The following is a 25,990-nucleotide window of genomic DNA, read 5'->3' as shown; positions in this document are numbered from 1 at the left end:
GGCCCCATGCTTTTTATGGAGTGTCGGCCCATGTCCTTTGCGGTAATCCAGATGGTCAGCCAGAGCGATGTCCTGGCCAACCTGGCCCAGGCCAGGCGCTTGCTGGAGCAGGCTGCGGCAGAGGGCGCGCAACTGGCGGTCCTGCCGGAAAACTTCGCCGCCATGGGCCGGCGCGATGTGGCCGCCATCGGCCGTGCCGAAGCGTTGGGCGAGGGGCCGATCCTGCCCTGGTTGAAACTGGCCGCCCGTGACCTCAACTTATGGATAGTGGCCGGCACACTGCCGTTGCCCCCACAGGATCACCCCGACGCCAAGTCCAATGCCTGCTCGTTGTTGATCGACGCACAGGGTCAGATCGTCGCCCGCTACGACAAGCTGCACCTGTTTGACGTGGATGTGGCTGACGCGCGCGGTCGTTATCGTGAATCCGACGACTATGCTTACGGCAATCACGTGGTGGTGGCCGATACGCCGGTCGGGCGCCTGGGGCTGACGGTCTGTTATGACCTGCGCTTTCCGGAGCTGTACAGCGAATTACGCGCGGCGGGTGCCGAATTGATTACCGCGCCCTCGGCCTTTACGGCGGTGACCGGCGCGGCGCACTGGGATGTGCTGATCCGTGCGCGGGCTATTGAAACCCAGTGTTACCTGCTGGCGGCCGCGCAAGGTGGCGTGCACCCGGGGCCGCGGGAAACCTATGGACATGGGGCGATTGTTGATCCGTGGGGGCGGGTGCTGGCACAACAGGATCAAGGCGAAGCGGTGTTGTTGGCCGAACGCGATAGCAGCGAACAAGCGTCGATACGGGCGCGTATGCCGGTGGCAGGCCACCGGCGCTTTTTCTCGCAGGGCGCACAGCGACCTGCTTCAGAACGATGAATTTAAGGCCGAACCTATGAGCGAGTTGTTGTCCTCAGTCAGTGAACACCTCCTGGCGCCCGGTGGCGTGACCATCGAAAGTCTGCAAACCGTACTGGGCGACCTGGCTGGGCCGGGCATTGATGCAGCAGACCTGTATTTCCAGGGCCAGATCTCTGAGTCATGGTCCCTGGAAGATGGGATCGTCAAGGACGGCAGCTTCAACTTGGACCAAGGGGTTGGTGTACGTGCGCAGTCCGGTGAGAAGACCGGCTTTGCCTATAGCAATGCCATTACCCTGGAAGCCCTGGGCCTGGCCGCCCGTGCGGCGCGCTCGATTTCCCGTGCCGGACAGAACGGCACCGTGCAGGCGTTCAGCACCCAGGACGTGACCCAGTTGTACGGCCCGGACAACCCGCTGGAAGTGATCAGCCGTGCCGAAAAGGTCGAGCTGCTCAAGCGTGTGGATGCCGCAACCCGTGCCCTCGACCCGCGCATCCAGCAGGTGAGTGTGAGCATGGCCGGTGTTTGGGAGCGCATCCTGGTGGCGTCCACCGATGGCAGCCTGGCGGCGGATGTGCGGCCGCTGGTGCGTTTCAATGTCAGTGTGATCGTCGAGCAGAACGGGCGTCGCGAGCGTGGCGGTCATGGCGGCGGCGGGCGCACGGATTATCGCTATTTCCTCACCGAAGACCGAGCCATGGGCTATGCCCGCGAGGCGTTGCGCCAGGCGCTGGTCAACCTGGAAGCCATCCCGGCGCCGGCCGGTACGCTGCCGGTGGTGCTGGGTTCGGGCTGGTCTGGGGTATTGCTGCACGAAGCGGTGGGGCATGGCCTGGAAGGCGACTTCAACCGCAAGGGCAGTTCCGCCTACAGCGGGCGCATGGGCGAAATGGTCGCCTCCAAGCTCTGCACCATCGTCGATGACGGCACATTGGCCGGTCGCCGTGGCTCCCTGAGCGTCGATGACGAAGGCACGCCCACCGAGTGCACCACGCTGATCGAAAACGGCGTGCTCAAGGGCTATATGCAAGACAAGCTCAACGCGCGCCTGATGGGCGTGGCGCGCACCGGCAACGGTCGTCGTGAGTCCTACGCGCATTTGCCGATGCCGCGCATGACCAATACTTACATGTTGGCGGGTGAAAGCGATCCGGCAGAGATCATTGCTTCGGTCAAGCGTGGGATCTATTGCGCCAACCTGGGTGGTGGCCAGGTGGATATCACCAGCGGCAAGTTCGTGTTCTCCACCAGCGAAGCCTATTTGATCGAAGACGGCAAGATCACCGCGCCGGTCAAGGGCGCAACCCTGATTGGCAACGGCCCGGAAGCCATGAGCAAGGTGTCGATGGTCGGTAACGACCTGGCGCTGGACAGCGGTGTGGGGATGTGTGGCAAGGATGGGCAGTCGGTGCCGGTCGGTGTCGGCCAGCCAACCCTGAAAATTGATGCGATCACCGTGGGTGGCACGGGGTCGTAAGGCGTGGAGCTTTGGGTGGCGAAGACCGCCACCCGGGGAAGAGGATCAGCGCAGGCCGCGTTGAGTCTCGTCCAGCTCACGGATGTACTTGAAGATTTTACGGCTGGTGGCCGGCGCCTTGTTTTGTGCCAGCTCGTGCTGGGCCTGACGGATCAGGGAGCGCAGTTGCTGGCGGTCGGCATCCGGATAGTCCAGGACGAACTTCTCCAATACAGCGTCGTCACCGCCGATCAGGCGGTCGCGCCAACGCTCCAGGTTATGGAAGCGTTCGTTGTACTGGCGGGTGGAAGCATCGAGTTGGTCGAGCAAAGTCAGAATGGCGTCAGTGTCCTGGTCGCGCATCAGCTTGCCGATAAACATGATGTGCCGTTTACGCGCGATATTCGCGGTGTGCTTGGGTGCATCCGCCAGGGCCCGGCGCATTTCGTCGGTCAATGGCAGTTTGGCAATCAAGTCCGGCTTGAGTGTTGTAAGGCGCTCGCCAAGATCAACCAGAGCATGCAGCTCACGTTTGACCTGGGTTTTGCTTTTCTCCCCATCGAGGGAGTCGTCGTAAGAATCAACCATGGTGGCAGTCCGCAAAGAAACGCCGCCATGATAACCAGTCGGGGGCCGCTTGTCCGGCCCGGTCGCTCGATGGCCTTAACCGAAAGCAGAATTTGAGTGGAGAAAACCATGAGTGCAGCCCAAAGCGTCGGTCCACAAGCGTTACCGGCACTGCAGGAACAAGTTGAGCAGATCATTGCCGAGGCCAAGCGCCAGGGGGCCAGTGCCTGTGAAGTGGCGGTGTCGCTGGAGCAGGGCTTGTCGACTTCGGTACGTCAGCGGGAAGTGGAAACCGTTGAGTTCAACCGCGACCAGGGTTTTGGCATCACCTTGTATGTGGGGCAGCGCAAAGGCTCGGCCAGCACCTCGGCCAGCGGGCCGGAAGCTATTCGCGAAACGGTTGCCGCCGCCCTGGCGATTGCCAAGCACACCTCCGAAGACGAGGCGTCCGGTTTGGCGGATGCGGCCTTGATGGCGCGGGACCTGAAAGATTTCGATCTGTATCACGCCTGGGATATCACTCCCGAGCAGGCGATCGAAAAGGCCCTGGCCTGCGAAGCTGCGGCATTTGATACCGACAGCCGAATCAAGAATGCCGATGGAACCACCTTGAGCACCCATCAGGGTTGCCGTGTGTATGGCAACAGTCATGGCTTTATCGGCGGCTACGCGTCGACTCGCCATAGCCTCAGTTGCGTGATGATCGCCGAGGCCGATGGCCAGATGCAGCGTGACTACTGGTATGACGTGAGTCGCCAGGGCGAGTTGCTGGCGGACCCGGTGAGCATTGGCCAGCGCGCCGCGCAACGGGCCGCGAGCCGCCTGGGCGCGCGCCCGGTGCCGACTTGCGAAGTACCGGTGCTGTTTTCGGCGGAGTTGGCGGGCGGTCTGTTCGGTAGCTTCCTGGGGGCGATTTCCGGGGGCAACCTGTACCGCAAGTCGTCGTTCCTTGAGGGCGCGCTGGGGCAGAAGTTGTTTCCTGAGTGGCTGACCCTGGATGAGCGCCCGCACCTGATGCGGGCCATGGGCAGTTCGGCCTTTGATGGCGATGGCCTGGCGACCTACGCCAAGCCGTTTGTCGAAAATGGTGAGCTGGTTTCCTACGTGCTTGGTACCTATGCCGGGCGCAAGCTTGGTTTGCCCAGTACCGCGAACTCCGGTGGCGTTCACAACCTGTTCGTGACCCATGGCGATGAAGACCAGGCGGCGCTACTGCGGCGCATGGGCCGTGGTTTGCTGGTGACCGAGTTGATGGGCCACGGCTTGAACATGGTGACGGGCGATTATTCCCGAGGCGCGGCGGGGTTCTGGGTGGAGAATGGCGAAATCCAGTTCGCCGTCCAGGAAGTGACCATCGCCGGCAATATGCGCGATATGTTCAAGCAGATTGTCGCCGTGGGTAACGATCTGGAACTGCGCAGCAATATTCGCACCGGCTCGGTGCTGATCGAACGCATGACCGTTGCCGGCAGCTAGACACCTAATCGTTACATGGCAGCGCCACCCAAGGGTGGCGCTTTTTTTTGCCTGGAATATTACAAGGCCGACAAAGGTATTGGCTCAATAGCTTGTTTTGATTCTTAATATCATTTAATAATAAATCTCATTATCGAGCGAGCGTGGATCATGAGTTCTGTCCTGCACGAGGATCCCTATCTGGAAAGCTGGCGTTGGATGAGTCGCCAGATTCGCTGTGGACTCAACCCTGACGAGCCACGCCTGATCGAGCATTACCTGAATGAAGGTCGCTACCTGGCCTGCTGCACGGCCACGCACCCGTGGACCATCGCCGAGACCTCGTTCCGCTTGCTGATCGATACCGCCACCGATATCGCCTTGCCATTGCATTGGCGCTCCACGTGCCTGGACCAGGCCTGGCGCCCACTGCGCGACTTGGAAAACCTCTCTCACTGCGCCTGCCGCCTCAAGCGCTGGCAGACCTTTGCCTGGCAATTGGCGACTTGTGAATTGCTGCCTTCTATTTCTCACTCCGACTTGGTGCAAGGATCTTCTGATGAGTAATACCCGTATCGAACGTGACAGCATGGGCGAGTTGCAAGTCCCCGCTGAGGCTTTGTATGGCCCCCAGACTCAGCGTGCGGTGAACAACTTTCCGATCAGCCACCAACGCATGCCGACCCAGTTCATTCGCGCCCTGATCCTGGCCAAGGCTGCGGCCGCCAAGGCCAACGTCGATCTCCAGCAGATCAGCGCAAGCCAGGGAAAAGCCATCGTCGACGCCGCCCAAGGCTTGCTGGAAGGCGACTTCATGCAGCACTTCCCGGTGGATATCTTCCAGACCGGTTCCGGCACCAGTTCCAACATGAATGCCAACGAAGTGATCGCGACCCTGGCTAGCCGCCTGCTGGGCGAGGCGGTCAACCCCAACGACCACGTCAACTGCGGGCAGAGCAGCAACGACATCGTCCCGACCACCATTCACGTCAGCGCCGCGCTGGTGCTGCATGAACAGACTTTGCCGGCCTTGCTGCACCTGGTTGAGGTGATCGAGCGCAAGGCGGTAGAAGTCCATCCGTTCATCAAGACCGGGCGTACTCACCTGATGGACGCCATGCCTGTACGCATGAGTCAGGTGCTCGAAGGATGGGCGCAGCAACTCAAGGCCAATATCGCGCACTTGCAGGGCTTGCTGCCAAGCCTGCAGGCCCTGGCCCAGGGTGGCACTGCGGTAGGTACCGGGATCAACGCGCATCCTGAGTTTGCTGCACGTTTCAGTCAGCAACTGAGCAGCCTGACCCAGGTGCAGTTCACACCAGGCAAGAATCTGTTCGCCTTGATTGGCTCCCAGGACACCGCCGTCGCCGTTTCTGGCCAACTCAAAGCCATTGCCGTGTCGCTGATGAAAATCGCCAACGACCTGCGCTGGATGAACTCCGGCCCGCTCGCCGGCCTTGGTGAAATCGAACTCGAAGGCCTGCAGCCGGGCTCGTCGATCATGCCGGGCAAGGTCAACCCGGTGATTCCAGAGGCTACGGCCATGGTTGCGGCACAGGTGATCGGCAATGACAGCGCAATCACCATCGCAGGTCAGTCCGGCAACTTCGAACTCAACGTGATGCTGCCGATCATCGCCCAGAACCTGCTCAGTAGCCTGGAGTTGCTGGCCAACTCCAGCCGCCTGCTGGCGGACAAGGCCATCGCCAGCTTCAAGGTCAACGAACCCAAGCTCAAGGAAGCGCTCTCGCGCAACCCTATCCTGGTCACTGCACTCAACCCGATCATTGGTTACCAAAAGGCCGCTGAAATCGCCAAGAAAGCCTACCAACAAGGCCGGCCGGTGATTGATGTGGCGCTCGAATACACCGATCTGCCCCGCAGCCAACTGGAAATCCTCCTGGATCCGGAAAAGCTCACGGCGGGCGGCGTGTAATCACCGACCCTGCTTTGGAGGCTCACCATGGAGCACTGGAAACGCACGATCGAACGGGCTAATCGCTGCTTTATGCAGGGCGAACTGGTGGATGCCCGCGAGCATTACCTGCAAGCCCTGGCCCTGGCCCAAGTGTTGTTCGCGCGCTGGGGTGATGCCGACGAGGCAGTGGCAGCTTGCGTTATTTCCCATCACAACCTGGCGGACCTGCACTTGCGCCTGAACCAGCCTGAGGAGAGCGCCGAATACCTCTGCGCCATTCACCAGCGCTTGCTGCAGACCATGCAGGACACCCGCCTGCCTCAGCCTTTGCGCGAGGCGGCCTTGCGCCAGAGCAGCAAGACCTACGTCGAACTGTTGAATTTCATTAGCGATCACGGCGAGTACCCCCGCACCCATCGCTTGCTGGGCAGCCATACGGCGCAGACGGATGCGCCGACCCGCAACAGCCCTTTTTATGGAGCACATTGATATGTCCTACACCTTGCCTGCCTTGCCTTACGCCTACGATGCCCTGGAACCGCATATCGATGCGCAAACCATGGAAATCCACTACACCAAGCACCACCAGACCTATATCAATAACCTCAATGCTGCCGTCGAAGGCACCGAGTTTGCCGGCTGGCCGGTAGAGAAACTGGTCTCCAACGTTCAGCAACTGCCGGAAAAACTGCGCGCCGCAGTGATCAACCAAGGTGGTGGTCATGCCAACCATTCGCTGTTCTGGGCGGTCATGTCGCCCAAGGGAGGTGGTAAGCCCGGCGGCGCGTTGGGCCAGGCGATTGATGCGCAACTAGGCGGTTTTTATGCGTTCAAGGAAGCATTCACCAAGGCCGCGCTGACCCGATTCGGCAGTGGTTGGGCTTGGCTGAGCGTGACCCCGCAAAAGACCCTGGTGGTCGAAAGTAGCGGTAACCAGGACAGCCCGCTGATGAACGGCAATACGCCGATCCTCGGTCTAGACGTGTGGGAACACGCCTACTACCTGCTTTATCAAAACCGCCGTCCTGAGTACATCAATGCCTTCTACAGTGTTATCAACTGGCCGGAAGTCGCTGAGCGCTACCAGGCTGCATTGGCTTAATGCTCTCTCATAACAAGACCTAAGGCCGACTATGGGCACTGAAACACTGGCGATCAGCAGCGTGCGAATGTTCCGCTATGCGTTTGGCTCGCTGCTGCTATTGGCGGGAACTGCATTGCTGGTGGCCCACGGGCTGGCCTGGCTGGACCTGGAGCCGCGCATCCTGCGGGCCCTGCAAGGTGGTGCAATCTGTGCCTTGGGCACGGCATTGGGCGCGGTGCCGGTACTGGTAATCCGGCGGATGCCGCTGGCTGTCAGCGATACATTACTGGGGTTTGGCGCTGGGGTGATGCTGGCGGCGACGGCGTTCTCGCTGGTCGTGCCGGGAATCGCCGCTGCCGAAAATCTGGGGCTCACGCCTTGGGCCTCCAGCGGGTTGATCAGTTTTGGCATCATGCTGGGCGCTTTCGGTTTGTTCCTGGTGGACCGCAAGGTCTCCGGTGCCAGCCCGGAGATGCTGGTCGGCACGCACGACAAACCGGTAATTCCACCGCGCATCTGGCTGTTTGTGTTCGCCATCATTGCCCACAACATTCCCGAAGGCATGGCGGTAGGTGTCTCGGCCGGTGGCGGCATGCCTGATGCCGACAGTCTGGCCATGGGCATCGCCTTGCAAGATGTGCCGGAAGGCCTGGTGATTGCGTTGGTGCTAGCGGGGGCAGGGATGTCGCGGGTCAAGGCATTCCTGATCGGTGCTGCGTCCGGGCTGGTTGAGCCGGTGTTTGCCGTGCTCTGCGCCTGGTTGGTCAGCCTGGCCGAAATGCTATTGCCACTGGGGCTGGCATTGGCGGCGGGGGCAATGTTATTGGTGGTGACTCATGAGGTGATCCCCGAGTCGCGGCGTAATGGCCATGACAAGCTGGCCAGCCTGGGATTGTGCATCGGGTTTTGCTTGATGATGGCGATGGATACAGCGTTGGGCTGACTTTTAGCGCAAAACCAATTTAGGAGCTGGCTTGCCAGCTCCCACACAAGCCCGTACACATGGGATTTATGTTGGGCAAGGGGCTATTCGCCTTCATCGAAGTAGTTGTTGATCAACTTCACCAGCGCTTCCAGCGCTTCCTGTTCCTGCTCACCCTCGGTCTTCAGGTGAATCGTGGTGCCCTTGCCGGCAGCCAGCATCATCATCGCCATGATGCTTTTGCCGTCGACCATGGATTCTGCTGTACGCCCGGCCCGGACCTGGCAAGGAAACTGGCCCGCAACCCCGACAAATTTGGCCGACGCGCGGGCATGCAAGCCCAGTTTGTTGATGATTTCAATTTCCAGAGCGGGCATCGCGAAGGTGTTCCTTTCAGCTAAGGTCGCGGTGGCGAACCTGGACATTCTTGAGGGTTTTCTGCAAGACCTGGCCCAGGCGCTCGGTCAGGTAGACGGAGCGGTGATGCCCGCCGGTACAGCCGATAGCGATGGTGACATAGGCCCGGTTGCTCGCGGCAAAGCGCGGTAGCCACTTGAGCAGGTAGCTGGAGATATCCTGGAACATCTCTTCGACATCCGGTTGAGCCGCCAGGTACTCGGCAACCGGTTGGTCCAGGCCTGACTGATCGCGCAGTTCCGGCTTCCAGTAAGGGTTGGGGAGGCAGCGCACGTCAAATACCAGGTCGGCATCTATCGGCATGCCCCGCTTGAAACCAAAGGATTCAACCAGGAATGCGGTGCCGGGCTCCGGCTGGTTCAGTAGGCGCAGCTTGATGGCGTCACGCAGTTGGTAAAGGTTCAGGCTGGTGGTGTTGATCTTGAGGTCGGCCAAATCAATGATCGGCCCCAGCAGCTTGGTCTCGTCCTCAATGGCTTCCGCCAGCGAGCGGTGCGGGCTACTCAGCGGGTGGCGGCGACGGGTTTCCGAGAAGCGCTTGAGCAGCGTTTCTTCGTCGGCATCCAGGTACAGCACGTCGCAATGGATATGCTTGGCGCGTACCTCTTCAAGCAATTCCGGGAATCTCGTGAGGTGGCTGGGCAGGTTGCGCGCGTCAATCGACACGGCCACCAGCGGTTGCGCTAGCTCGGTATGGATCAGTGCGCGTTCGGCCAACTCGGGCAACAGGCCGGCCGGCAAGTTGTCGATGCAATAGAAACCGTTGTCCTCAAGCACGTTGAGGGCAGTACTTTTACCTGAGCCGGAACGCCCGCTGACGATGATCAAACGCATGATTACTGCCCGCTTTGCTCTTCCAAGACAACCTGATAAAGCGCTTCATTGGTGCTGGCGCTACGCAGTTTCTTACGTACTTCTTCACGGTCGAGCATGCTGGCGATCTGCCGGAGCAGCTCCAGGTGCGCATCGGTAGCAGCTTCCGGGACCAGCAGGACGAACAGCAGGTCAACCGGGGCGCCATCGATGGCGTCGAAATCAATGGGAGCTTCCAGGTGCAGCAGGGCGCTGACCGGGGTTTCACAGCCTTTGAGGCGGCAGTGTGGAATTGCGATGCCGTTGCCAAAACCGGTCGAGCCGAGTTTTTCACGGGCAATCAGGGCCTCGTACACATCTTGCGTATCCAGTTCAGGCACTTCACGGCCGATCAGGTTGGCAATCTGTTCGAGGGCTCTCTTTTTACTGCCGCCCGGCACGTTCACGAGGGAACGGCCGGGGGTCAGGATGGTTTCAAGTCGAATCATGGGTGGGGAGTGTTAGCGGCCTGTGCCTTGAAGAAGGCTCTGCTGCTTTTCCTTATGCTTTTTGATTTGGCGATCCAGCTTGTCGGTCAGGTCGTCAATGGCGGCATACATATCTGCATGCTCTGCATTGGCAACGACTTCCCCGCCGGGTATACGCAAGGTGGCTTCGATTTTCTGCTTCAGCTTTTCGACAGACATGATGACTTGCACATTTGTGATCTTGTCGAAATGCCCCTCAATTCGTTTGAGTTTCTCGCTGATGTAGGCGCGCAGCGGTTCGGTCACTTCCAGTTGGTGTCCACTGATGTTGACTTGCATACAGCTTCTCCTTCGTTGCCAGTGCATAAAGCGGCGGGTAGGAATACCCGCCACTGGAACGCTGTGGCCCGCCCGTCACATCAACCGCTTACGCTCGCTGGAAGGCGCGATCCCAAGGGACTCGCGGTACTTGGCGACGGTTCGACGGGCGACCTGAATGCCTTGTGCCTCCAGTAAACCAGCGATCTTGCTGTCACTCAACGGCTTTTTCTGATTTTCCGCGGCAACCAGTTTTTTGATGATCGCGCGGATCGCCGTGGACGAGCATTCGCCGCCTTCGGAGGTGCTGACGTGGCTGGAGAAAAAGTATTTCAGCTCATATATACCCCGTGGGGTATGCATGAATTTTTGGGTGGTTACCCGTGAAATGGTCGATTCATGCATGCCAACGGCTTCGGCAATATCATGCAGCACCAACGGCTTCATCGCCTCGTCGCCGTATTCCAGGAAGCCGCGCTGATGCTCGACGATCTGGGTGGCCACTTTCATCAGGGTTTCGTTGCGGCTTTGCAGGCTCTTGATGAACCAGCGCGCTTCCTGCAGCTGGTTGCGCATGAAGGTGTTGTCGGCACTGGTATCGGCCCGGCGCACGAAACCTGCGTATTGCGGGTTGACCCGCAGGCGTGGCACCGATTCCTGGTTCAGCTCCACCAGCCAGCGCTCGTTGTCCTTGCGCACGATCACGTCAGGGACCACGTATTCCGCCTCGCTAGACTCGATTTGCGAGCCGGGGCGCGGGTTGAGACTCTGCACCAGCTCGATGATCTGGCGCAGGTCATCTTCCTTGAGCTTCATCCGGCGCATCAGCTGACTGTAATCGCGGCTGCCGAGCAGGTCGATGTAGTCGGTGACCAAGCGTTGGGCCTCGGGCAGCCACGGGGTCTTGGCGGGCAGCTGGCGCAGTTGCAGCAACAGGCACTCGCTGAGGTTGCGCGCGCCAATGCCGGCGGGCTCGAACTGCTGGATGCGGTGCAGGACCGCTTCGATTTCGTCCAGCTCGATGTCCAGTTCCGGGTCGAAGGCCTCGAGGATTTCCTCAAGGGTCTCGTCCAGGTAGCCCTGATTATTGATGCAATCGATCAGCGTCACGGCGATCAGGCGATCGGTATCGGACATCGGGGCGAGGTTCAATTGCCACAGCAGATGGCTCTGTAGGCTCTCGCCAACGGAGGTGCGGGTGGTGAAGTCCCACTCGTCATCGTCATTGCTGGGCAGGCTGCTGGCGCTGGTCTGGTAGACATCTTCCCAGGCCGTGTCCACGGGCAGCTCATTGGGAATGCGTTCGTTCCATTCGCCTTCTTCCAGGTTATCCACCGTGGGGGCGGCTTCCTGGTAGGACGGTTCCTGGACGTCGGGATTGGGTTTTTGCTCTATGTTGTCGGCCAGTGGGTCGGCATTATCGAAGTCGTCGCCTTCTTCCTGGCGTTCGAGCATCGGGTTGGACTCCAGGGCCTCCTGGATTTCCTGTTGCAGGTCCAGGGTCGACAATTGGAGCAGGCGGATGGCCTGTTGCAGCTGCGGTGTCATCGTCAGCTGCTGGCCCATTCTCAGGACTAGCGATGGTTTCATGGCAGGGGCTTAACACCTTATTCGCCGGCGCAATGCGCCATCCACGACAGGGCGCGTGAGCGCCAAACATAAGCAAATTATATGCCTGATATCGGGGGCTTTGCCTAGAGCACGGTAACAATAAAAATAATGAGGTTTTTATTGACTCCCGCGCCCGATGGCGAATGTCCTGACATCACAGTGGTTACAGGCGGAACTCGTGCCCCAGATACACTTCCTTGACCAGTTCGTTGGCCAGGATGGTGGCGGAGTCGCCTTCGGCAATCAGTTGGCCGTCGTTTACGATGTAGGCGGTTTCACAGATATCCAGGGTCTCACGCACGTTGTGGTCGGTGATCAGCACGCCGATCCCCTTGGCCTTGAGGTGATGGATAATCTGCTTGATGTCGCCTACCGAGATCGGGTCGACACCGGCGAAGGGTTCGTCCAGCAGGATGAACTTCGGTGCTGTGGCCAGGGCGCGGGCGATTTCCACACGACGCCGCTCACCGCCGGACAGGCTCATGCCGAGGTTGTCGCGAATATGGTTGATGTGGAACTCCTGCAGCAGGCTTTCCAGCTCCTGGCGGCGCCCGTCGCGATCCAGTTCCTTGCGGGTTTCAAGGATCGCCATGATGTTGTCGGACACTGACAATTTGCGGAAGATCGAAGCCTCTTGGGGGAGATAGCCGATACCGGCCCGAGCACGACCATGCATTGGTTGGTGGCTGACGTCCAGGTCGTCGATCAATACACGACCCTGGTCCGCCTGGACCAGACCGACGATCATGTAGAAGCAGGTGGTCTTGCCGGCACCGTTGGGGCCAAGCAGGCCGACGATCTGGCCGCTGTCGATCGACAGGCTGACGTCGCGCACGACCTGTCGGCTTTTATAGGCCTTGGCCAGATGCTGGGCTTTCAGGGTTGCCATTACTGGGCCTTCTTTTTCGGCTGGATAACCATGTCGATACGCGGACGTGGCGCGGTGACCTTGGTGCCATTGGCGCGGCCAGCAGTGGCGACCTGCTTGACGGTGTCGTAGACGATTTTCTCGCCTTCGGTCGAGTTGCCGTCGCTGCTGATCACTTTGGCGCGGTCAGTCAGTACTATGCGGTTTTGCGGTGCGTGGTACTGGATGGTTACGCCGTAGCCTTTGATCGGACCTGGATCAGCGGCGTTTTGCTTCTGTTCGAAATAGGCAAGGTTGCCCACCGAAGTCACAACGTCGATATCGCCAGCCGGGGTGCGGGTCAGGGTGACGGTATTGCCGGTAATCTTCATCGAACCTTGAGTGATGATTACGTCGCCCTTGTAGGTCGCGATACCTTGCTTGTCATCCAGTTGCGCATCGTCAGCCTGAATGTGGATCGGTTGCTGGCTATCGTTCGGCAGAGCCCAGGCGCTCACGCTTCCCAGTGCTGCGCCCAGACCGAGCAAAATAGGGAGGGTTTTAACGAGCCTCATACTGTCCTCTTACGTTCGATAGCAGGTGTATCCTGCTTTCTTTCAAATACGCTTTCATTCCCTTGCCAGTCGATACACCGCCAGCGCCGTCGATTCTAACGTCTTGCTCGGTCTGCGCATATTGCTTCTGTGGGAATACGGTCATGCGACTGCTGGTAATGATGGTGTCGCGGTTCTGGGCGTCGGTACGCGCAACGCGCACCGAGTCGATCAGTTCCACCTCGGTACCGTCCGGGTTGACCTCGCCACGCTTGCTGGTGACGTGCCACGGGAATTCGGTGCCGCGATACAGGTTCAGGTCCGGATTGGTCAGCAATGTGACCTCCGAAGCCTTCAAGTGTTCGACCTTGTCCGACGTCATTTCGTACTGCACCTTGCCGTCAGGCAGGAACTGAACGCTGTAGGCGTTGGTGGCGTAATAGTCGATAGCACCCTGGTCGGCCTGCACGACAGGCTGGTCGAGGAAGCGCTCCGGGCTGATATTCCAGTAGCCCACCGCGAGGAACAGTGCGGCGATGGCTCCGAATATCAGGAAGTTGCGAATCTTTTTGCTCAGCATAGAAGGCTCTATAGGTAGGCGGCGTGGGCTGCTTCAAGGCTGCCCTGGGCACGCAGGATCAGCTCGCAGAACTCGCGGGCGGCGCCTTCGCCGCCACGGGCCTGGGTAATGCCGTGGGCGTGTTCGCGAACAAACGATGCGGCATTGGCCACGGCCATGCCCAGGCCGACGCGGCGAATTACCGGCAGGTCAGGCAAGTCATCGCCCAGATAGGCGACCTGCTCATAGCTTAGGTTGAGTTTGCCAAGAAGCTCGTCCAGGACCACTAGTTTATCCTCGCGGCCCTGGTACAGGTAAGGAATCCCCAGGTTTTGTGCGCGGCGTTCTACGACTGGGGTCTTGCGACCACTGATAATCGCGGTTTGCACGCCAGAGGCCATCAGCATCTTGATGCCCTGGCCGTCCAGCGTGTTGAAAGTCTTGAATTCACTACCGTCTTCGAGAAAGTACAGTCGGCCATCGGTCAGTACGCCGTCGACGTCGAAAATTGCCAGTTTAATGGCCTTGCCCCGTTGCAACAGGTCGGTGTTCATTTACATCACTCCTGCGCGCAGCAAATCGTGCATGTTCAGGGCGCCAATCGGATGATCGGCATCATCGACCACCACCAGGGCGCCGATTTTATGGTCTTCCATGATCTTCAGGGCTTCGGCCGCGAGCATTTCGGCGCGGGCGGTCTTGCCGTGAGGGGTCATGACCTGATCGATGGTCGCGGTATGGATATCGATGGTGCGGTCCAGGGTGCGGCGCAGGTCGCCGTCGGTGAAGACCCCAGCCAGGCGGCCGTCGGCCTCCAGAATCACGGTCATGCCCAGGCCCTTGCGGGTCATTTCCATCAACGCGTCCTTGAGCAAGGTGCCACGTTGTACCTGAGGCAGTTCGTCGCCGGCATGCATCACATTTTCCACTTTCAACAGCAGGCGACGGCCAAGCGCGCCACCGGGGTGGGAAAAGGCGAAGTCTTCGGCGGTAAAGCCACGGGCTTCCAGCAGGGCCACGGCCAGCGCGTCGCCCATGACCAGGGCGGCGGTGGTGGAAGAGGTCGGTGCCAGGTTGAGCGGGCAGGCCTCCTGGGCTACATGTACGTTCAGGTTCACTTCGGCGGCCTTGGCCAGCGTCGAGTCGGGGTTGCCGGTCATACTGATCAACTTGATGCCCAGGCGCTTGATCAGGGGCAGCAAGGTCACGATTTCGTTAGTGGTGCCGGAGTTGGACAGGGCCAGAATCACGTCATCACGGGTGATCATGCCCATGTCGCCATGGCTGGCTTCGGCCGGGTGCACGAAAAACGCTGTGGTGCCGGTGCTGGCCAGAGTGGCGGCAATCTTGTTGCCAACATGGCCTGACTTGCCCATGCCGACCACGACAACCCGGCCTTTACTGGCCAGGATCATCTCGCAGGCGCGTACGAAATCTGCGTCGATATGGGCCAGCAAGCCTTCTACGGCTTCAAGCTCGAGGCGGATGGTGCGTTGCGCGGATTGAATAAGGTCGCTGGATTGGCTCATGTCTGAAATCGTATAGCCTGACGAAAAGTCGGCGATTATAGCGGTAATGAGCAATTCCCTCACGCAAGTTCGTCAGGGTTTGTTCTGCTCGGATGTGAGAACACTCTCAAATACGCGTTTACCTGTCCTGTTTCTGAACAAGCGCTGCTGCGGCCTTGGGCGCTTTATGTCAGCAGTGATATAGTTCGCCGCCAGTTCGGTCCGCGCAGCTCACATGTGTCTAACTGTCGCAAGCAGTTGTCCCAAACGTGGTGTCTGAGTGAGAAGCTGCATCCCAAGGAGTTTAGATGAGTGCCGATAACGCCTACGCGGTCGAGCTGAAGGGCCTTTCCTTCAAGCGCGGTACGCGCAGCATCTTCAATAATGTCGATATTCGCATTCCCCGCGGCAAGGTGACGGGCATCATGGGGCCGTCCGGTTGCGGCAAGACGACCCTGCTGCGCCTGATGGGCATGCAGTTGCGTCCCACTGCCGGCGAAGTCTGGGTCAATGGCCAGAACCTGCCGACCCTGTCGCGCAGCGACCTGTTCGATGCGCGCAAGCACATGGGAGTGCTGTTCCAGAGCGGTGCTCTGTTCACCGATCTTGATGTTTTCGAAAACGTCGCGTTCCCGCTGCGGGTGCATACCCAGCTGTCCGAAGAAATGATTCGTGACATCGTGCTGTTGAAACTGCAGGCCGTAGGGCTTCGCGGTGCCATCGACTTGATGCCTGACGAGCTTTCCGGCGGTATGAAGCGACGTGTAGCCCTGGCACGGGCGATTGCTCTCGACCCGCAGATCCTGATGTATGACGAGCCGTTTGTCGGCCAGGACCCTATCGCCATGGGCGTTCTGGTGCGCCTGATTCGCCTGCTCAACGATGCGCTGGGCATCACCAGCATCGTGGTTTCCCATGACCTGGCCGAAACCGCGAGCATTGCCGACTATCTCTATGTCGTCGGCGATGGCCAGGTATTGGGGCAGGGCACGCCTGAAGAGCTGATGAATGCTGATAACCCGCGTATTCGCCAGTTCATGAACGGTGATCCTGATGGCCCGGTGCCTTTTCATTTTCCGGCAGCGGACTACCGCTCAGATCTTCTGGGGAAGCGCTGATGCGCAAGACATCTTTAATCGAGAAGGTCCGCCTTTTCGGTCGCTCGGGCATCGACATCGTCGAAGTGCTCGGGCGTTCGACGATTTTCCTGTTTCACGCCTTGCTTGGCCGCGGCGGCATCGGCGGCGGTTTTGGCCTGCTGCTCAAGCAGTTGCATTCGGTTGGCGTGATGTCCCTGGTGATCATCGTGGTCTCCGGGGTGTTCATCGGCATGGTACTGGCGTTGCAGGGGTTCAATATCCTGTCCAGCTACGGTTCAGAGCAGGCGGTGGGGCAGATGGTTGCGCTGACGCTGCTGCGTGAACTGGGGCCGGTAGTTACGGCATTGCTGTTTGCCGGGCGCGCTGGTTCTGCCTTGACCGCCGAGATCGGCAACATGAAGGCCACCGAGCAGTTGTCCAGCCTGGAAATGATCGGCGTGGACCCACTCAAGTACATTGTTGCCCCGCGCCTGTGGGCCGGCTTCATCTCCTTGCCACTGCTGGCGATGATTTTCAGCGTGGTCGGGATCTGGGGCGGTTCGTGGGTGGCGGTGGACTGGCTGGGCGTCTACGACGGCTCCTACTGGGCCAATATGCAAAACAGCGTGACCTTCAGCGGTGACGTGCTCAATGGCATTATCAAGAGCATCGTCTTCGCCTTCGTCGTGACTTGGATTGCCGTATTCCAAGGCTATGACTGTGAGCCCACTTCAGAAGGGATCAGTCGAGCCACCACCAAGACCGTTGTGTACGCCTCGCTGGCGGTACTGGGCCTTGACTTCATTTTGACCGCCTTGATGTTTGGAGATTTCTGATGCAAAACCGCACTGTGGAAATCGGTGTCGGCCTTTTCTTGCTGGCTGGCATCCTGGCTTTACTGTTGCTCGCCCTGCGAGTCAGCGGCTTGTCGGCCAGCCCGGCCGCCGATACCTATAAACTTTACGCCTACTTCGACAATATCGCCGGTTTGACGGTCAGATCCAAAGTGACCATGGCCGGTGTGACCATCGGCAAGGTCACGGCAATCGATCTGGACCGCGACAGCTTCACCGGCCGAGTGACCCTGCAACTGGACAAGAAGGTGGATAACCTGCCGACTGACTCCACTGCGTCTATCCTCACGGCGGGTCTGCTGGGCGAAAAGTACATCGGTATCAGCGTGGGCGGGGAAGAAGCCTTGCTCAAGGATGGTTCGACCATTCATGACACACAGTCGTCGTTGGTATTGGAGGACCTGATCGGTAAATTCCTGCTTAATACGGTTAGCAAAGACGCCAAATGAGGAGTTTGTTCATGATCTCTACCTTGCGACGTGGCCTGTTGGTGCTGTTGGCAGCCTTGCCATTGATGGCTAACGCCGTGGCGGCGCCTACGGCGCACGACATTATTGATAGAACCACCAAGGAGCTGCTGGCTGACCTTGCGGCAAACAAGGAACAGTACAAGCAAAGCCCAAGCGCGTTCTACGATGCCCTCAACGGTATCGTGGGGCCGGTGGTCGACGCTGATGGTATCTCCCGCAGCATCATGACCGTGAAGTACTCGCGCAAGGCTACGCCTGCGCAGATGCAGCGTTTCCAGGAAAACTTCAAGCGCAGCCTGATGCAGTTCTATGGCAACGCCCTGCTGGAATACAACAACCAGGGCATCGTCGTTTCCCCGGCCAAGGATGAGTCCGGCAACCGCACCAGCGTGGATATGCAGGTGAAGGGCAACAATGGCTCGGTCTATCCGGTTTCCTACACCCTTGAGAAAATCAACGGTGAGTGGAAAGTGCGCAACGTGATCATCAACGGCATCAACATCGGCAAGTTGTTCCGTGATCAGTTCGCCGATGCGATGCAGCGCAATGGCAACGACCTGGACAAGACCATTGATGGCTGGGCTGGTGAAGTGGCCAAGGCCAAGGAAGTGACCGAAGACGCCGCAGAGAAGCAGGCCCCATGACCGAGTCGGCTGTTCGTCAAGGCCAGGCCGGCGAGTTGCTCCTCAGTGGCGTGCTCGACTACAGCACTGGGCCGGTCCTGCGCAAGCAGGGTCAGGCGCTGATCAATGCCAGCACCGCGCAGGCATTGGTTATCGATTGCTCGGCGGTGGTGAAGTCCAGCAGTGTTGGCTTGTCATTGCTCTTGTGTTTCCTACGTGACGCAGCAAAGGTCAACAAACCTGTCAGTATTCGCGCATTACCCGAGGATATGCGTGAAATTGCCCAGGTTAGCGGTTTGACCGAGCTGTTGGCGCATCCTTAATACACATTATTGAAGAAGCCCCCCGTCAGAGTCCTGCTATGCGGGGTTCGCAGGCGCGGGGCTTTTTTGTATGATGTGCGACCCGCGCGCACTGGGCGCCGATAGAGGTTGAGCATGCAGGCCCTAGAAGTTAAAAGCTTCCTTGAAGGAAAGCTGCCGAATACTGAAGTTGCAGTTGAAGGCGAAGGCTGCAATTTCCAGCTGAACGTGATTAGCGATGAACTGGCGGCATTGAGCCCGGTCAAGCGTCAGCAGCAGATCTATGCCCATTTGAACCCGTGGATCACCGATGGCAGCATCCATGCGGTCACTATGAAATTTTTCAGCCGCGCGGCCTGGGCCGAGCGCACCTGAGCCCCCAAGGCGTCGAGATTCTTATGGATAAATTGATTATTACCGGCGGTGCCCGTCTTGATGGCGAAATCCGTATCTCCGGGGCTAAAAACTCGGCCTTGCCGATCCTGGCCGCTACCTTGCTGTGCGATGGCCCGGTTACCGTAGCCAACCTGCCGCACCTGCACGACATCACCACCATGATCGAACTGTTCGGTCGCATGGGCATTGAGCCGGTGATCGACGAGAAACTGTCGGTCGAAATCGACCCGCGCACCATCAAGACCCTGATCGCACCGTACGAATTGGTGAAAACCATGCGTGCCTCGATCCTGGTACTGGGCCCGATGGTTGCCCGTTTCGGCGAAGCCGAAGTGGCACTGCCTGGCGGTTGCGCCATCGGTTCGCGTCCGGTGGACCTGCACATCCGTGGCCTTGAAGCCATGGGCGCGACCATCGACGTCGAAGGCGGCTACATCAAGGCCAAGGCGCCGGAAGGCGGCCTGCGTGGCGCCAACTTCTTCTTTGATACCGTCAGCGTGACCGGTACCGAGAACATCATGATGGCTGCGGCCCTGGCCAATGGCCGTAGCGTCCTGCAGAACGCCGCGCGTGAGCCGGAAGTGGTCGACCTGGCCAACTTCCTGATCGCCATGGGTGCCAACATCACTGGCGCCGGCACCGACACCATCACCATCGACGGTGTGAAGCGCCTGCACTCGGCGACCTACAAAGTGATGCCGGACCGTATCGAGACCGGTACCTACCTGGTTGCTGCTGCCGTCACCGGTGGTCGCGTCAAGGTCAAGGACACCGATCCGACCATCCTGGAAGCGGTCCTGGAAAAATTGCGCGAAGCCGGTGCCGAAATCACCACCGGCGAAGACTGGATCGAGCTGAACATGCACGGCAAGCGGCCTAAAGCCGTCAACGTGCGTACCGCTCCGTACCCGGCGTTCCCCACCGACATGCAGGCACAGTTCATCTCCCTGAACGCGATTGCCGAAGGCACCGGTGCGGTGATCGAGACCATCTTCGAAAACCGTTTCATGCACGTGTATGAATTGCACCGCATGGGCGCCAAGATCCAGGTCGAAGGCAACACTGCCATCGTCACCGGTATCGAGCAGCTCAAGGGCGCGCCAGTAATGGCCACCGACCTGCGGGCTTCGGCCAGCCTGGTGATCTCGGCACTGTGCGCTGACGGCGATACCCTGATCGATCGCATCTACCACATAGACCGTGGCTATGAGTGCATCGAAGAAAAACTGCAGATGCTCGGCGCAAAAATCCGCCGCGTACCGGGCTAGTCCCAGCTGCACTGTAGGCGCGAGCTTGCTCGCGAAAAACGTCAACGATAACGCGTTATTCAGAATCAACGTGGTATCCATGAGTTCTTCGCGAGCAAGCGCGCTCCCACAAACACTGGTTTGTTTCAAATCGAGGCTGTCATGGCCTCGATCTGTGTCTGGCGCCGTTTGCGACCGGACAGCAATAGCCTGATGAAGGACTGACGTTTCCCATGTTGACCATCGCACTGTCCAAGGGCCGCATCCTTGACGATACTTTGCCGCTTCTGGCTGAAGCGGGCATCGTGCCGACCGAGAATCCGGACAAAAGCCGCAAGCTGATCATCCCCACGACCCAGGACGACGTTCGCCTGTTGATCGTGCGTGCGACCGACGTGCCGACCTACGTTGAACATGGCGCCGCCGACCTTGGTGTCGCCGGTAAAGACGTGCTGATGGAATACGGTGGCCAGGGCCTGTACGAGCCGCTGGATCTGCGTATTGCCCTGTGCAAGCTGATGACCGCCGGCCGTGTTGGTGACGTCGAACCCAAGGGCCGCCTGCGCGTGGCCACCAAGTTCGTCAACGTCGCCAAGCGTTATTACGCCGAGCAAGGCCGTCAGGTCGATATCATCAAGCTTTATGGCTCGATGGAGCTGGCGCCGCTGATTGGCCTGGCCGACAAAATCATCGACGTGGTCGACACCGGCAACACGCTGCGCGCCAATGGCCTGGAACCCCAGGAATTTATCGCCGACATCAGCTCCCGCCTGATCGTCAACAAAGCCTCGATGAAAATGCAGCACGCCCGTATTCAGGCGTTGATCGACACCCTGCGCAAGGCAGTGGAGTCTCGACACCGCGGTTGACTCACCTGCGCGGCCTTAGGTCGCGCCCGTCTATCCGCCTCATAGCCAGAATTCTCAGGTGCCCAAGCGGAAACGACTGCTAGTTTAGGGCGCCTGAGTTTTTGCCAATTCTATTGAGGCCCTCGCTATGACCACGTCCACTGCAATTGCCCGACTCAACGCTGCCGACCCGGATTTCGCCCATCATCTGGATCATCTGCTGAGCTGGGAAAGTGTGTCCGACGACTCGGTCAACCAGCGAGTGCTCGACATCATCAAGGCTGTGCGCGAGCGCGGCGATGCGGCGCTGGTGGACTTTACCCGGCAGTTCGACGGCCTGGACGTCAAGTCCATGGCCGACCTGATCCTGCCCCGCGAACGCCTGGAGCTGGCCCTGACGCGCATCACGGCGCCCCAGCGTGAAGCCCTGGAAGTCGCGGCAGCGCGGGTGCGCAGCTACCACGAAAAACAGAAGCAGGATTCCTGGAGCTACACCGAGGCCGATGGCACGGTGCTGGGCCAGAAGGTCACGCCCCTGGACCGCGCCGGCCTGTACGTGCCGGGCGGCAAGGCCTCGTACCCCTCGTCGGTGCTGATGAATGCCATTCCCGCCAAGGTGGCCGGTGTGACTGAAGTGGTCATGGTGGTCCCGACCCCACGCGGTGAAATCAACGAACTGGTGTTGGCCGCGGCCTGCATCGCCGGGGTTGACCGCGTGTTCACCATCGGCGGTGCTCAGGCAGTGGCTGCGTTGGCCTATGGCACCGAGAGCGTGCCGAAGGTGGACAAGGTGGTCGGCCCCGGCAATATCTACGTGGCCACCGCCAAACGCCACGTGTTTGGCCAGGTCGGTATCGACATGATTGCCGGCCCTTCGGAAATCCTCGTGGTGTGCGACGGTCAGACCGATCCGGACTGGATCGCCATGGACCTGTTCTCCCAGGCCGAGCACGACGAAGATGCCCAGGCGATCCTGGTCAGCCCCGACGCCGAGTTCCTCGACAAGGTGGCGGCCAGCATCAACAAGTTGCTGCCGACCATGGAGCGTGCCGAGATCATCGAGAAGTCGATCAATGGCCGTGGCGCACTGATTCTGGTGCAGGACATGGAGCAGGCCATCGAAGTGGCCAACCGCATCGCGCCGGAACACCTGGAGCTGTCCGTGGCCGACCCACAAGCCTGGCTGCCGTCGATTCGCCATGCCGGTGCGATCTTCATGGGCCGCCACACCAGCGAAGCCCTGGGCGACTACTGCGCCGGTCCCAACCACGTATTGCCAACGTCCGGCACCGCGCGGTTCTCGTCGCCGCTGGGGGTGTATGACTTCCAGAAGCGTTCGTCGATCATCTTCTGCTCGCCCCAGGGCGCTTCCGAGCTGGGCAAGACCGCCTCGGTGCTGGCCCGTGGCGAATCGTTGAGCGCACACGCCCGTAGCGCCGAATACCGCATCGTCAAGGGAGAGTAAGACATGAGCAAATTCTGGAGCCCTTTCGTCAAGGACCTCGTGCCTTACGTGCCCGGCGAGCAGCCGAAGCTGACCAAGCTGGTCAAGCTCAACACCAATGAAAACCCCTATGGGCCATCGCCCAAGGCGCTGGCGGCGATGCAGGCCGAGTTGAACGACAACCTGCGTTTGTACCCCGACCCCAACAGCGACCTGCTCAAGCAGGCCGTGGCCAAGTATTACGGGGTGGATGGGAATCAGGTATTCCTCGGTAACGGTTCTGATGAAGTCCTGGCGCACATCTTCCACGGGTTGTTCCAGCACGACTTGCCGCTGCTGTTTCCGGATATCAGCTACAGCTTTTATCCAGTCTACTGCGGGCTGTACGGCATCAAGTCCGACCCGGTGCCGCTGGACGAGCAGTTCCAGATCCGTGTGGCAGACTATGCCAAGCCCAATGGCGGGATCATCTTCCCCAACCCGAACGCGCCGACCGGCTGCGTGCTGGCGTTGGACGCGGTGGAGCAGTTGCTCAAGGCCAGCCCGGATTCGGTGGTGGTGGTCGATGAAGCCTATATCGACTTCGGTGGCGAAACCGCCATCAGCCTGGTGGATCGTTACCCCAACCTGCTGGTTACCCAGACCCTCTCCAAATCGCGCTCACTGGCCGGTTTGCGCGTAGGCCTGGCGGTGGGCCATCCGGACCTGATCGAGGCGCTGGAGCGGGTCAAGAACAGCTTCAACTCCTATCCGCTGGATCGCCTGGCGATTGTTGGCGCGGCGGCGGCCTTTGAAGATCGTGAATACTTCGAGAAGACCTGTCAGTTGGTCATCGATAGCCGCGAGAAGGTGGTTGCGCAATTGAAGAGTAAAGGCTTTGAAGTGCTGCCTTCGGCGGCCAACTTCATCTTTGCCCGCCACCCACGGCACGACGCGGCCGGCCTGGCGGCCAAGCTGCGCGAGCAAGGGGTGATTGTGCGGCACTTCAAGCAGGAGCGGATTGCCCAGTTCCTGCGGATCAGCATTGGTACGCCGGAGCAGAACCAGGCGCTGGTCGATGGCTTGGGCGAACTTTAAGGCTTAAATCTATATTGGCTGCACTGGCCTCATCGCGGCATAGGTATCTACACAACGTTGCCGCAACGCCTAGACCCAGGCAGCTAGCGCAGTTGTGGCGAGCGGGCTTGCCCCGCGCTGGGCTGCGAAGCAGCCCCAACAAGCCCGCCGCGTTTCTTCAGATAAACCGCGATAGGCGGGTTTAGGGCTGCTTCGCAGCCCAGCGCGAGCAAGCCCGCTCGCCACGGAGGAGTTCACTAGTTTGTGAAAGTTGTGTAGATACTTATGCTCATCGCGGGCAAGCCCGGTTCCCTCATTGAAATGCGTTCCAATGTGGGAGCCGGGCTTGCCCGCGATGAGGCCAACAGCAACACCGACCATCCGTAGCCTTTAGAGCAACGGCTCATCCGGCTTCTTGTGTTTCCAGCCGTCATTGCCCGGCAGCAGCAGGTTCAAGCCAATCGCCACCACCGCACACAGGGCGATGCCTTTCAGGCCGAAATCGTCGGGGCCAGTGCCGGTGCCGATCAGCACACCGCCAATCCCGAATACCAGGGTCACCGACACAATCACCAGATTGCGGGCTTCCCCCAGGTCGATCTTGTGACGGATCAGGGTATTCATCCCCACCGCGGCAATCGAGCCGAACAACAGGCACAGAATCCCGCCCATCACCGGCACCGGAATGCTCTGCAGCAGTGCGCCGAACTTGCCGACAAAGGCCAGGGTGATGGCAAATACCGCCGCCCAGGTCATGATTTTCGGGTTGTAGTTCTTGGTCAGCATCACCGCGCCCGTCACTTCGGCGTAGGTGGTGTTGGGCGGGCCGCCAAACAGGCCAGCCGTGGTGGTGGCGATGCCGTCGCCCAACAGCGTGCGATGCAGGCCGGGCTTTTTCAGGTAATCGCGACCGGTCACGCTACCCACAGCAATCACGCCGCCGATGTGTTCAATGGCCGGTGCCAGGGCGACCGGGACAATGAACAGAATCGCCTGCCAGTTGAATTCCGGCGCGGTGAAGTGAGGCAGGGCGAACCATGGCGCGGCGGCGATCTTCGCGGTATCGACCACGCCAAAGTAGAACGACATGCCAAAACCCACCAGCACCCCGGCAATGATCGGCACCAGGCGGAAAATGCCCTTGCCGAACACGGCCACGATCAGCGTGGTGAGCAGCGCCGGCATCGAGATCAACATTGCTGTCTGGTAATGGATCAGCTCGGCACCGTCACCCGACTTGCCCATTGCCATGTTCGCAGCAATCGGCGCCATGGCCAGGCCGATGGAGATGATCACCGGCCCGATGACCACGGGCGGCAGCAACCGGTCGATAAAACCGGTGCCCTTGATCTTCACGGCCAGGCCCAGAAAGGTGTAGACGAAACCCGCCGCCATCACACCGCCCATGGTCGCCGCGAGGCCGAACTGGCCCTTGGCGAGAATGATCGGGGTGATAAAGGCAAAGCTCGACGCCAGGAACACCGGCACTTGGCGCCCCGTGACTACCTGGAACAGCAATGTGCCAAGACCTGCGGTAAACAGTGCAACGTTTGGATCAAGACCTGTGATCAGCGGCATCAACACCAGCGCGCCAAATGCTACGAAGAGCATCTGTGCGCCAGACAGGATCTGGCGCCAAAGCGGGTCGTTGAATTCATCCTGCATGTTCACGCGTCCTTCTGCTTGGTGCCGAAGATTTTATCGCCCGCATCGCCCAGGCCCGGAATGATGTAGCCGTGTTCGTTCAGGCGCTCATCGATGGACGCGGTGTAGATCACTACATCCGGGTGCGCTTTTTCGACGGCGGCGATACCTTCGGGCGCAGCCACCAGCACCATGGCGCGGATGTCCTTGCAGCCGGCTTTCTTCAGCAGGTCGATGGTGGCGACCATGGAACTGCCGGTGGCCAGCATCGGGTCGATGATCATCGCCAGGCGCTCGTCGATTTCCGGGACGAGTTTTTCCAGGTAGGTGTGGGCCTGCAGGGTTTCTTCGTTGCGGGCGACGCCCACAGCGCTGACCTTGGCGCCCGGGATCAGGCTCAGCACGCCTTCAAGCATGCCGATACCGGCGCGCAGGATCGGCACCACGGTAATTTTCTTGCCGGCGATTTTCTCGACCTGGACGGGACCGCACCAACCGGGGATCTCGTAGTTTTCCAGGGGTAAATCTTTAGTGGCTTCGTAGGTGAGCAACGCTCCGACTTCCTGAGCAAGCTCACGGAAGTTCTTCGTGCTAATGTCGGCGCGGCGCATAAGGCCGAGCTTGTGTCGGATCAGCGGGTGGCGGATCTCACGGATGGGCATGGGGAAAG

The 25,990-nt window shown here is 59.8% G+C and carries 31 protein-coding genes; 18 read left to right on the top strand and 13 right to left on the bottom strand.

Going from position 1 to position 25,990, the window contains the following annotated elements; genetic code table 11:
- Positions 1-30 precede the first annotated feature (30 nt).
- Positions 31-879 carry a carbon-nitrogen hydrolase family protein gene (locus JTY93_RS22175; protein WP_205476353.1) on the top strand — a complete coding sequence of 283 codons (849 nt, stop codon included), beginning with the start codon at positions 31-33 and terminating at the stop codon, positions 877-879.
- Positions 880-895: 16 nt separating this feature from the next.
- Positions 896-2,338, top strand: coding sequence for a metalloprotease TldD (gene tldD, locus JTY93_RS22170; protein WP_029291818.1), 1,443 nt, complete (start codon positions 896-898; stop codon positions 2,336-2,338).
- A gap of 45 nt (positions 2,339-2,383) precedes the next feature.
- Here tldD and yjgA read toward each other — a convergent pair whose 3' ends face one another.
- Positions 2,384-2,905 (bottom strand): ribosome biogenesis factor YjgA, encoded by a 522-nt coding sequence (yjgA, locus tag JTY93_RS22165; RefSeq protein WP_029291815.1) that lies wholly within the window; start codon positions 2,903-2,905, stop codon positions 2,384-2,386.
- A gap of 108 nt (positions 2,906-3,013) precedes the next feature.
- Between yjgA and pmbA the strand changes: the two genes are divergently transcribed.
- The 6 genes from pmbA (at position 3,014) to JTY93_RS22135 (ending at position 8,284) form a co-directional block, all read left to right on the top strand.
- Positions 3,014-4,360 carry a metalloprotease PmbA gene (gene pmbA, locus JTY93_RS22160; protein WP_169950896.1) on the top strand — a complete coding sequence of 449 codons (1,347 nt, stop codon included), beginning with the start codon at positions 3,014-3,016 and terminating at the stop codon, positions 4,358-4,360.
- Positions 4,361-4,510: 150 nt separating this feature from the next.
- Entirely contained in the window at positions 4,511-4,906 is a 396-nt protein-coding gene (locus JTY93_RS22155) for a FagA protein (protein WP_169994668.1), read from the top strand.
- Positions 4,899-6,275, top strand: coding sequence for a class II fumarate hydratase (locus tag JTY93_RS22150; protein WP_205476352.1), 1,377 nt, complete (start codon positions 4,899-4,901; stop codon positions 6,273-6,275). Before JTY93_RS22155 ends, JTY93_RS22150 begins: the two co-directional genes overlap by 8 nt.
- Positions 6,276-6,302: 27 nt before the next feature.
- Entirely contained in the window at positions 6,303-6,746 is a 444-nt protein-coding gene (locus JTY93_RS22145) for a DUF2753 family protein (RefSeq protein WP_205476351.1), read from the top strand.
- A gap of 1 nt (position 6,747) precedes the next feature.
- A complete protein-coding gene (locus JTY93_RS22140; RefSeq protein WP_205476350.1) occupies positions 6,748-7,359 on the top strand; it encodes a superoxide dismutase in 612 nt (203 codons plus the stop codon).
- 31 nt (positions 7,360-7,390) lie between these two features.
- Positions 7,391-8,284, top strand: coding sequence for a ZIP family metal transporter (locus tag JTY93_RS22135; RefSeq protein ID WP_205476349.1), 894 nt, complete (start codon positions 7,391-7,393; stop codon positions 8,282-8,284).
- A gap of 83 nt (positions 8,285-8,367) precedes the next feature.
- Here the strand turns inward: JTY93_RS22135 and JTY93_RS22130 are convergent, their stop codons facing one another.
- From JTY93_RS22130 to JTY93_RS22085, 10 genes are all read right to left on the bottom strand, one after another.
- On the bottom strand, positions 8,368-8,640 hold the full coding sequence (locus tag JTY93_RS22130) for an HPr family phosphocarrier protein (RefSeq protein ID WP_169994659.1): 273 nt from the start codon (positions 8,638-8,640) through the stop codon (positions 8,368-8,370).
- Between the two features lie 16 nt (positions 8,641-8,656).
- Positions 8,657-9,514, bottom strand: a complete 858-nt coding sequence (gene rapZ / locus JTY93_RS22125; RefSeq protein WP_169994657.1) for an RNase adapter RapZ — start codon at positions 9,512-9,514, stop codon at positions 8,657-8,659.
- A 2-nt stretch (positions 9,515-9,516) separates the two neighbouring features.
- The gene (gene ptsN / locus JTY93_RS22120) at positions 9,517-9,981 is read right to left on the bottom strand and encodes a PTS IIA-like nitrogen regulatory protein PtsN (RefSeq protein WP_205476348.1); all 465 of its coding nucleotides are present in this window, start codon (positions 9,979-9,981) and stop codon (positions 9,517-9,519) included.
- 12 nt (positions 9,982-9,993) lie between these two features.
- Positions 9,994-10,299 carry a ribosome hibernation-promoting factor, HPF/YfiA family gene (gene hpf, locus JTY93_RS22115; protein WP_029291794.1) on the bottom strand — a complete coding sequence of 102 codons (306 nt, stop codon included), beginning with the start codon at positions 10,297-10,299 and terminating at the stop codon, positions 9,994-9,996.
- Positions 10,300-10,374: 75 nt separating this feature from the next.
- Positions 10,375-11,868: an RNA polymerase factor sigma-54 gene (locus tag JTY93_RS22110; RefSeq protein ID WP_205476347.1), complete on the bottom strand. Its 1,494-nt coding sequence runs from the start codon at positions 11,866-11,868 to the stop codon at positions 10,375-10,377.
- 184 nt (positions 11,869-12,052) lie between these two features.
- Positions 12,053-12,778, bottom strand: coding sequence for an LPS export ABC transporter ATP-binding protein (gene lptB, locus JTY93_RS22105; RefSeq protein WP_029291791.1), 726 nt, complete (start codon positions 12,776-12,778; stop codon positions 12,053-12,055).
- The gene (gene lptA / locus JTY93_RS22100) at positions 12,778-13,311 is read right to left on the bottom strand and encodes a lipopolysaccharide transport periplasmic protein LptA (protein WP_029291790.1); all 534 of its coding nucleotides are present in this window, start codon (positions 13,309-13,311) and stop codon (positions 12,778-12,780) included. Before lptA ends, lptB begins: the two co-directional genes overlap by 1 nt.
- Positions 13,298-13,870: an LPS export ABC transporter periplasmic protein LptC gene (gene lptC, locus JTY93_RS22095; protein WP_029291788.1), complete on the bottom strand. Its 573-nt coding sequence runs from the start codon at positions 13,868-13,870 to the stop codon at positions 13,298-13,300. The genes lptA and lptC overlap by 14 nt, the downstream gene beginning before the upstream one ends.
- A gap of 8 nt (positions 13,871-13,878) precedes the next feature.
- A complete protein-coding gene (locus JTY93_RS22090; RefSeq protein WP_029291786.1) occupies positions 13,879-14,403 on the bottom strand; it encodes a KdsC family phosphatase in 525 nt (174 codons plus the stop codon).
- Complete coding sequence (locus JTY93_RS22085) at positions 14,404-15,378, bottom strand: KpsF/GutQ family sugar-phosphate isomerase (RefSeq protein WP_205476346.1); 975 nt, start codon at positions 15,376-15,378, stop codon at positions 14,404-14,406.
- A gap of 287 nt (positions 15,379-15,665) precedes the next feature.
- On the opposite strand from JTY93_RS22085, the gene JTY93_RS22080 reads away from it, so the two are divergent.
- The 10 genes from JTY93_RS22080 to hisC all read left to right on the top strand — a co-directional run bounded on the left by JTY93_RS22080 (position 15,666) and on the right by hisC (position 23,697).
- Positions 15,666-16,475 carry an ATP-binding cassette domain-containing protein gene (locus tag JTY93_RS22080; RefSeq protein ID WP_169994651.1) on the top strand — a complete coding sequence of 270 codons (810 nt, stop codon included), beginning with the start codon at positions 15,666-15,668 and terminating at the stop codon, positions 16,473-16,475.
- Positions 16,475-17,272 carry a lipid asymmetry maintenance ABC transporter permease subunit MlaE gene (gene mlaE, locus JTY93_RS22075; protein ID WP_029291779.1) on the top strand — a complete coding sequence of 266 codons (798 nt, stop codon included), beginning with the start codon at positions 16,475-16,477 and terminating at the stop codon, positions 17,270-17,272. The genes JTY93_RS22080 and mlaE overlap by 1 nt, the downstream gene beginning before the upstream one ends.
- Entirely contained in the window at positions 17,272-17,739 is a 468-nt protein-coding gene (gene mlaD, locus JTY93_RS22070) for an outer membrane lipid asymmetry maintenance protein MlaD (RefSeq protein ID WP_169994647.1), read from the top strand. The genes mlaE and mlaD overlap by 1 nt, the downstream gene beginning before the upstream one ends.
- Positions 17,740-17,750: 11 nt before the next feature.
- Complete coding sequence (locus tag JTY93_RS22065) at positions 17,751-18,404, top strand: MlaC/ttg2D family ABC transporter substrate-binding protein (RefSeq protein ID WP_205476344.1); 654 nt, start codon at positions 17,751-17,753, stop codon at positions 18,402-18,404.
- Complete coding sequence (locus tag JTY93_RS22060) at positions 18,401-18,706, top strand: STAS domain-containing protein (protein ID WP_169994644.1); 306 nt, start codon at positions 18,401-18,403, stop codon at positions 18,704-18,706. Before JTY93_RS22065 ends, JTY93_RS22060 begins: the two co-directional genes overlap by 4 nt.
- A 114-nt stretch (positions 18,707-18,820) precedes the next feature.
- Complete coding sequence (locus JTY93_RS22055; RefSeq protein ID WP_010567702.1) at positions 18,821-19,060, top strand: BolA family protein; 240 nt, start codon at positions 18,821-18,823, stop codon at positions 19,058-19,060.
- Between the two features lie 23 nt (positions 19,061-19,083).
- Positions 19,084-20,349, top strand: coding sequence for a UDP-N-acetylglucosamine 1-carboxyvinyltransferase (murA, locus tag JTY93_RS22050; protein ID WP_029291769.1), 1,266 nt, complete (start codon positions 19,084-19,086; stop codon positions 20,347-20,349).
- A 212-nt stretch (positions 20,350-20,561) separates the two neighbouring features.
- Positions 20,562-21,197, top strand: coding sequence for an ATP phosphoribosyltransferase (hisG, locus tag JTY93_RS22045; RefSeq protein ID WP_010213102.1), 636 nt, complete (start codon positions 20,562-20,564; stop codon positions 21,195-21,197).
- A 127-nt stretch (positions 21,198-21,324) separates the two neighbouring features.
- A complete protein-coding gene (gene hisD / locus JTY93_RS22040; RefSeq protein ID WP_029291757.1) occupies positions 21,325-22,641 on the top strand; it encodes a histidinol dehydrogenase in 1,317 nt (438 codons plus the stop codon).
- Positions 22,642-22,644: 3 nt separating this feature from the next.
- On the top strand, positions 22,645-23,697 hold the full coding sequence (gene hisC / locus JTY93_RS22035) for a histidinol-phosphate transaminase (protein ID WP_205476343.1): 1,053 nt from the start codon (positions 22,645-22,647) through the stop codon (positions 23,695-23,697).
- A 369-nt stretch (positions 23,698-24,066) separates the two neighbouring features.
- Here hisC and JTY93_RS22030 read toward each other — a convergent pair whose 3' ends face one another.
- Positions 24,067-25,341, bottom strand: a complete 1,275-nt coding sequence (locus tag JTY93_RS22030) for a uracil-xanthine permease family protein (protein WP_169950858.1) — start codon at positions 25,339-25,341, stop codon at positions 24,067-24,069.
- A gap of 2 nt (positions 25,342-25,343) precedes the next feature.
- Entirely contained in the window at positions 25,344-25,982 is a 639-nt protein-coding gene (gene upp / locus JTY93_RS22025; RefSeq protein ID WP_029291751.1) for a uracil phosphoribosyltransferase, read from the bottom strand.
- Positions 25,983-25,990: the final 8 nt, after the last annotated feature.

Origin of the sequence: Pseudomonas hygromyciniae, assembly GCF_016925675.1 — a bacterium.
GTDB classification, from domain to species: domain Bacteria; phylum Pseudomonadota; class Gammaproteobacteria; order Pseudomonadales; family Pseudomonadaceae; genus Aquipseudomonas; species Aquipseudomonas hygromyciniae.
The sequence above is the reverse complement of the archived record's forward strand: the minus strand, read 5'-3'. Positions and strand labels throughout refer to the sequence as shown.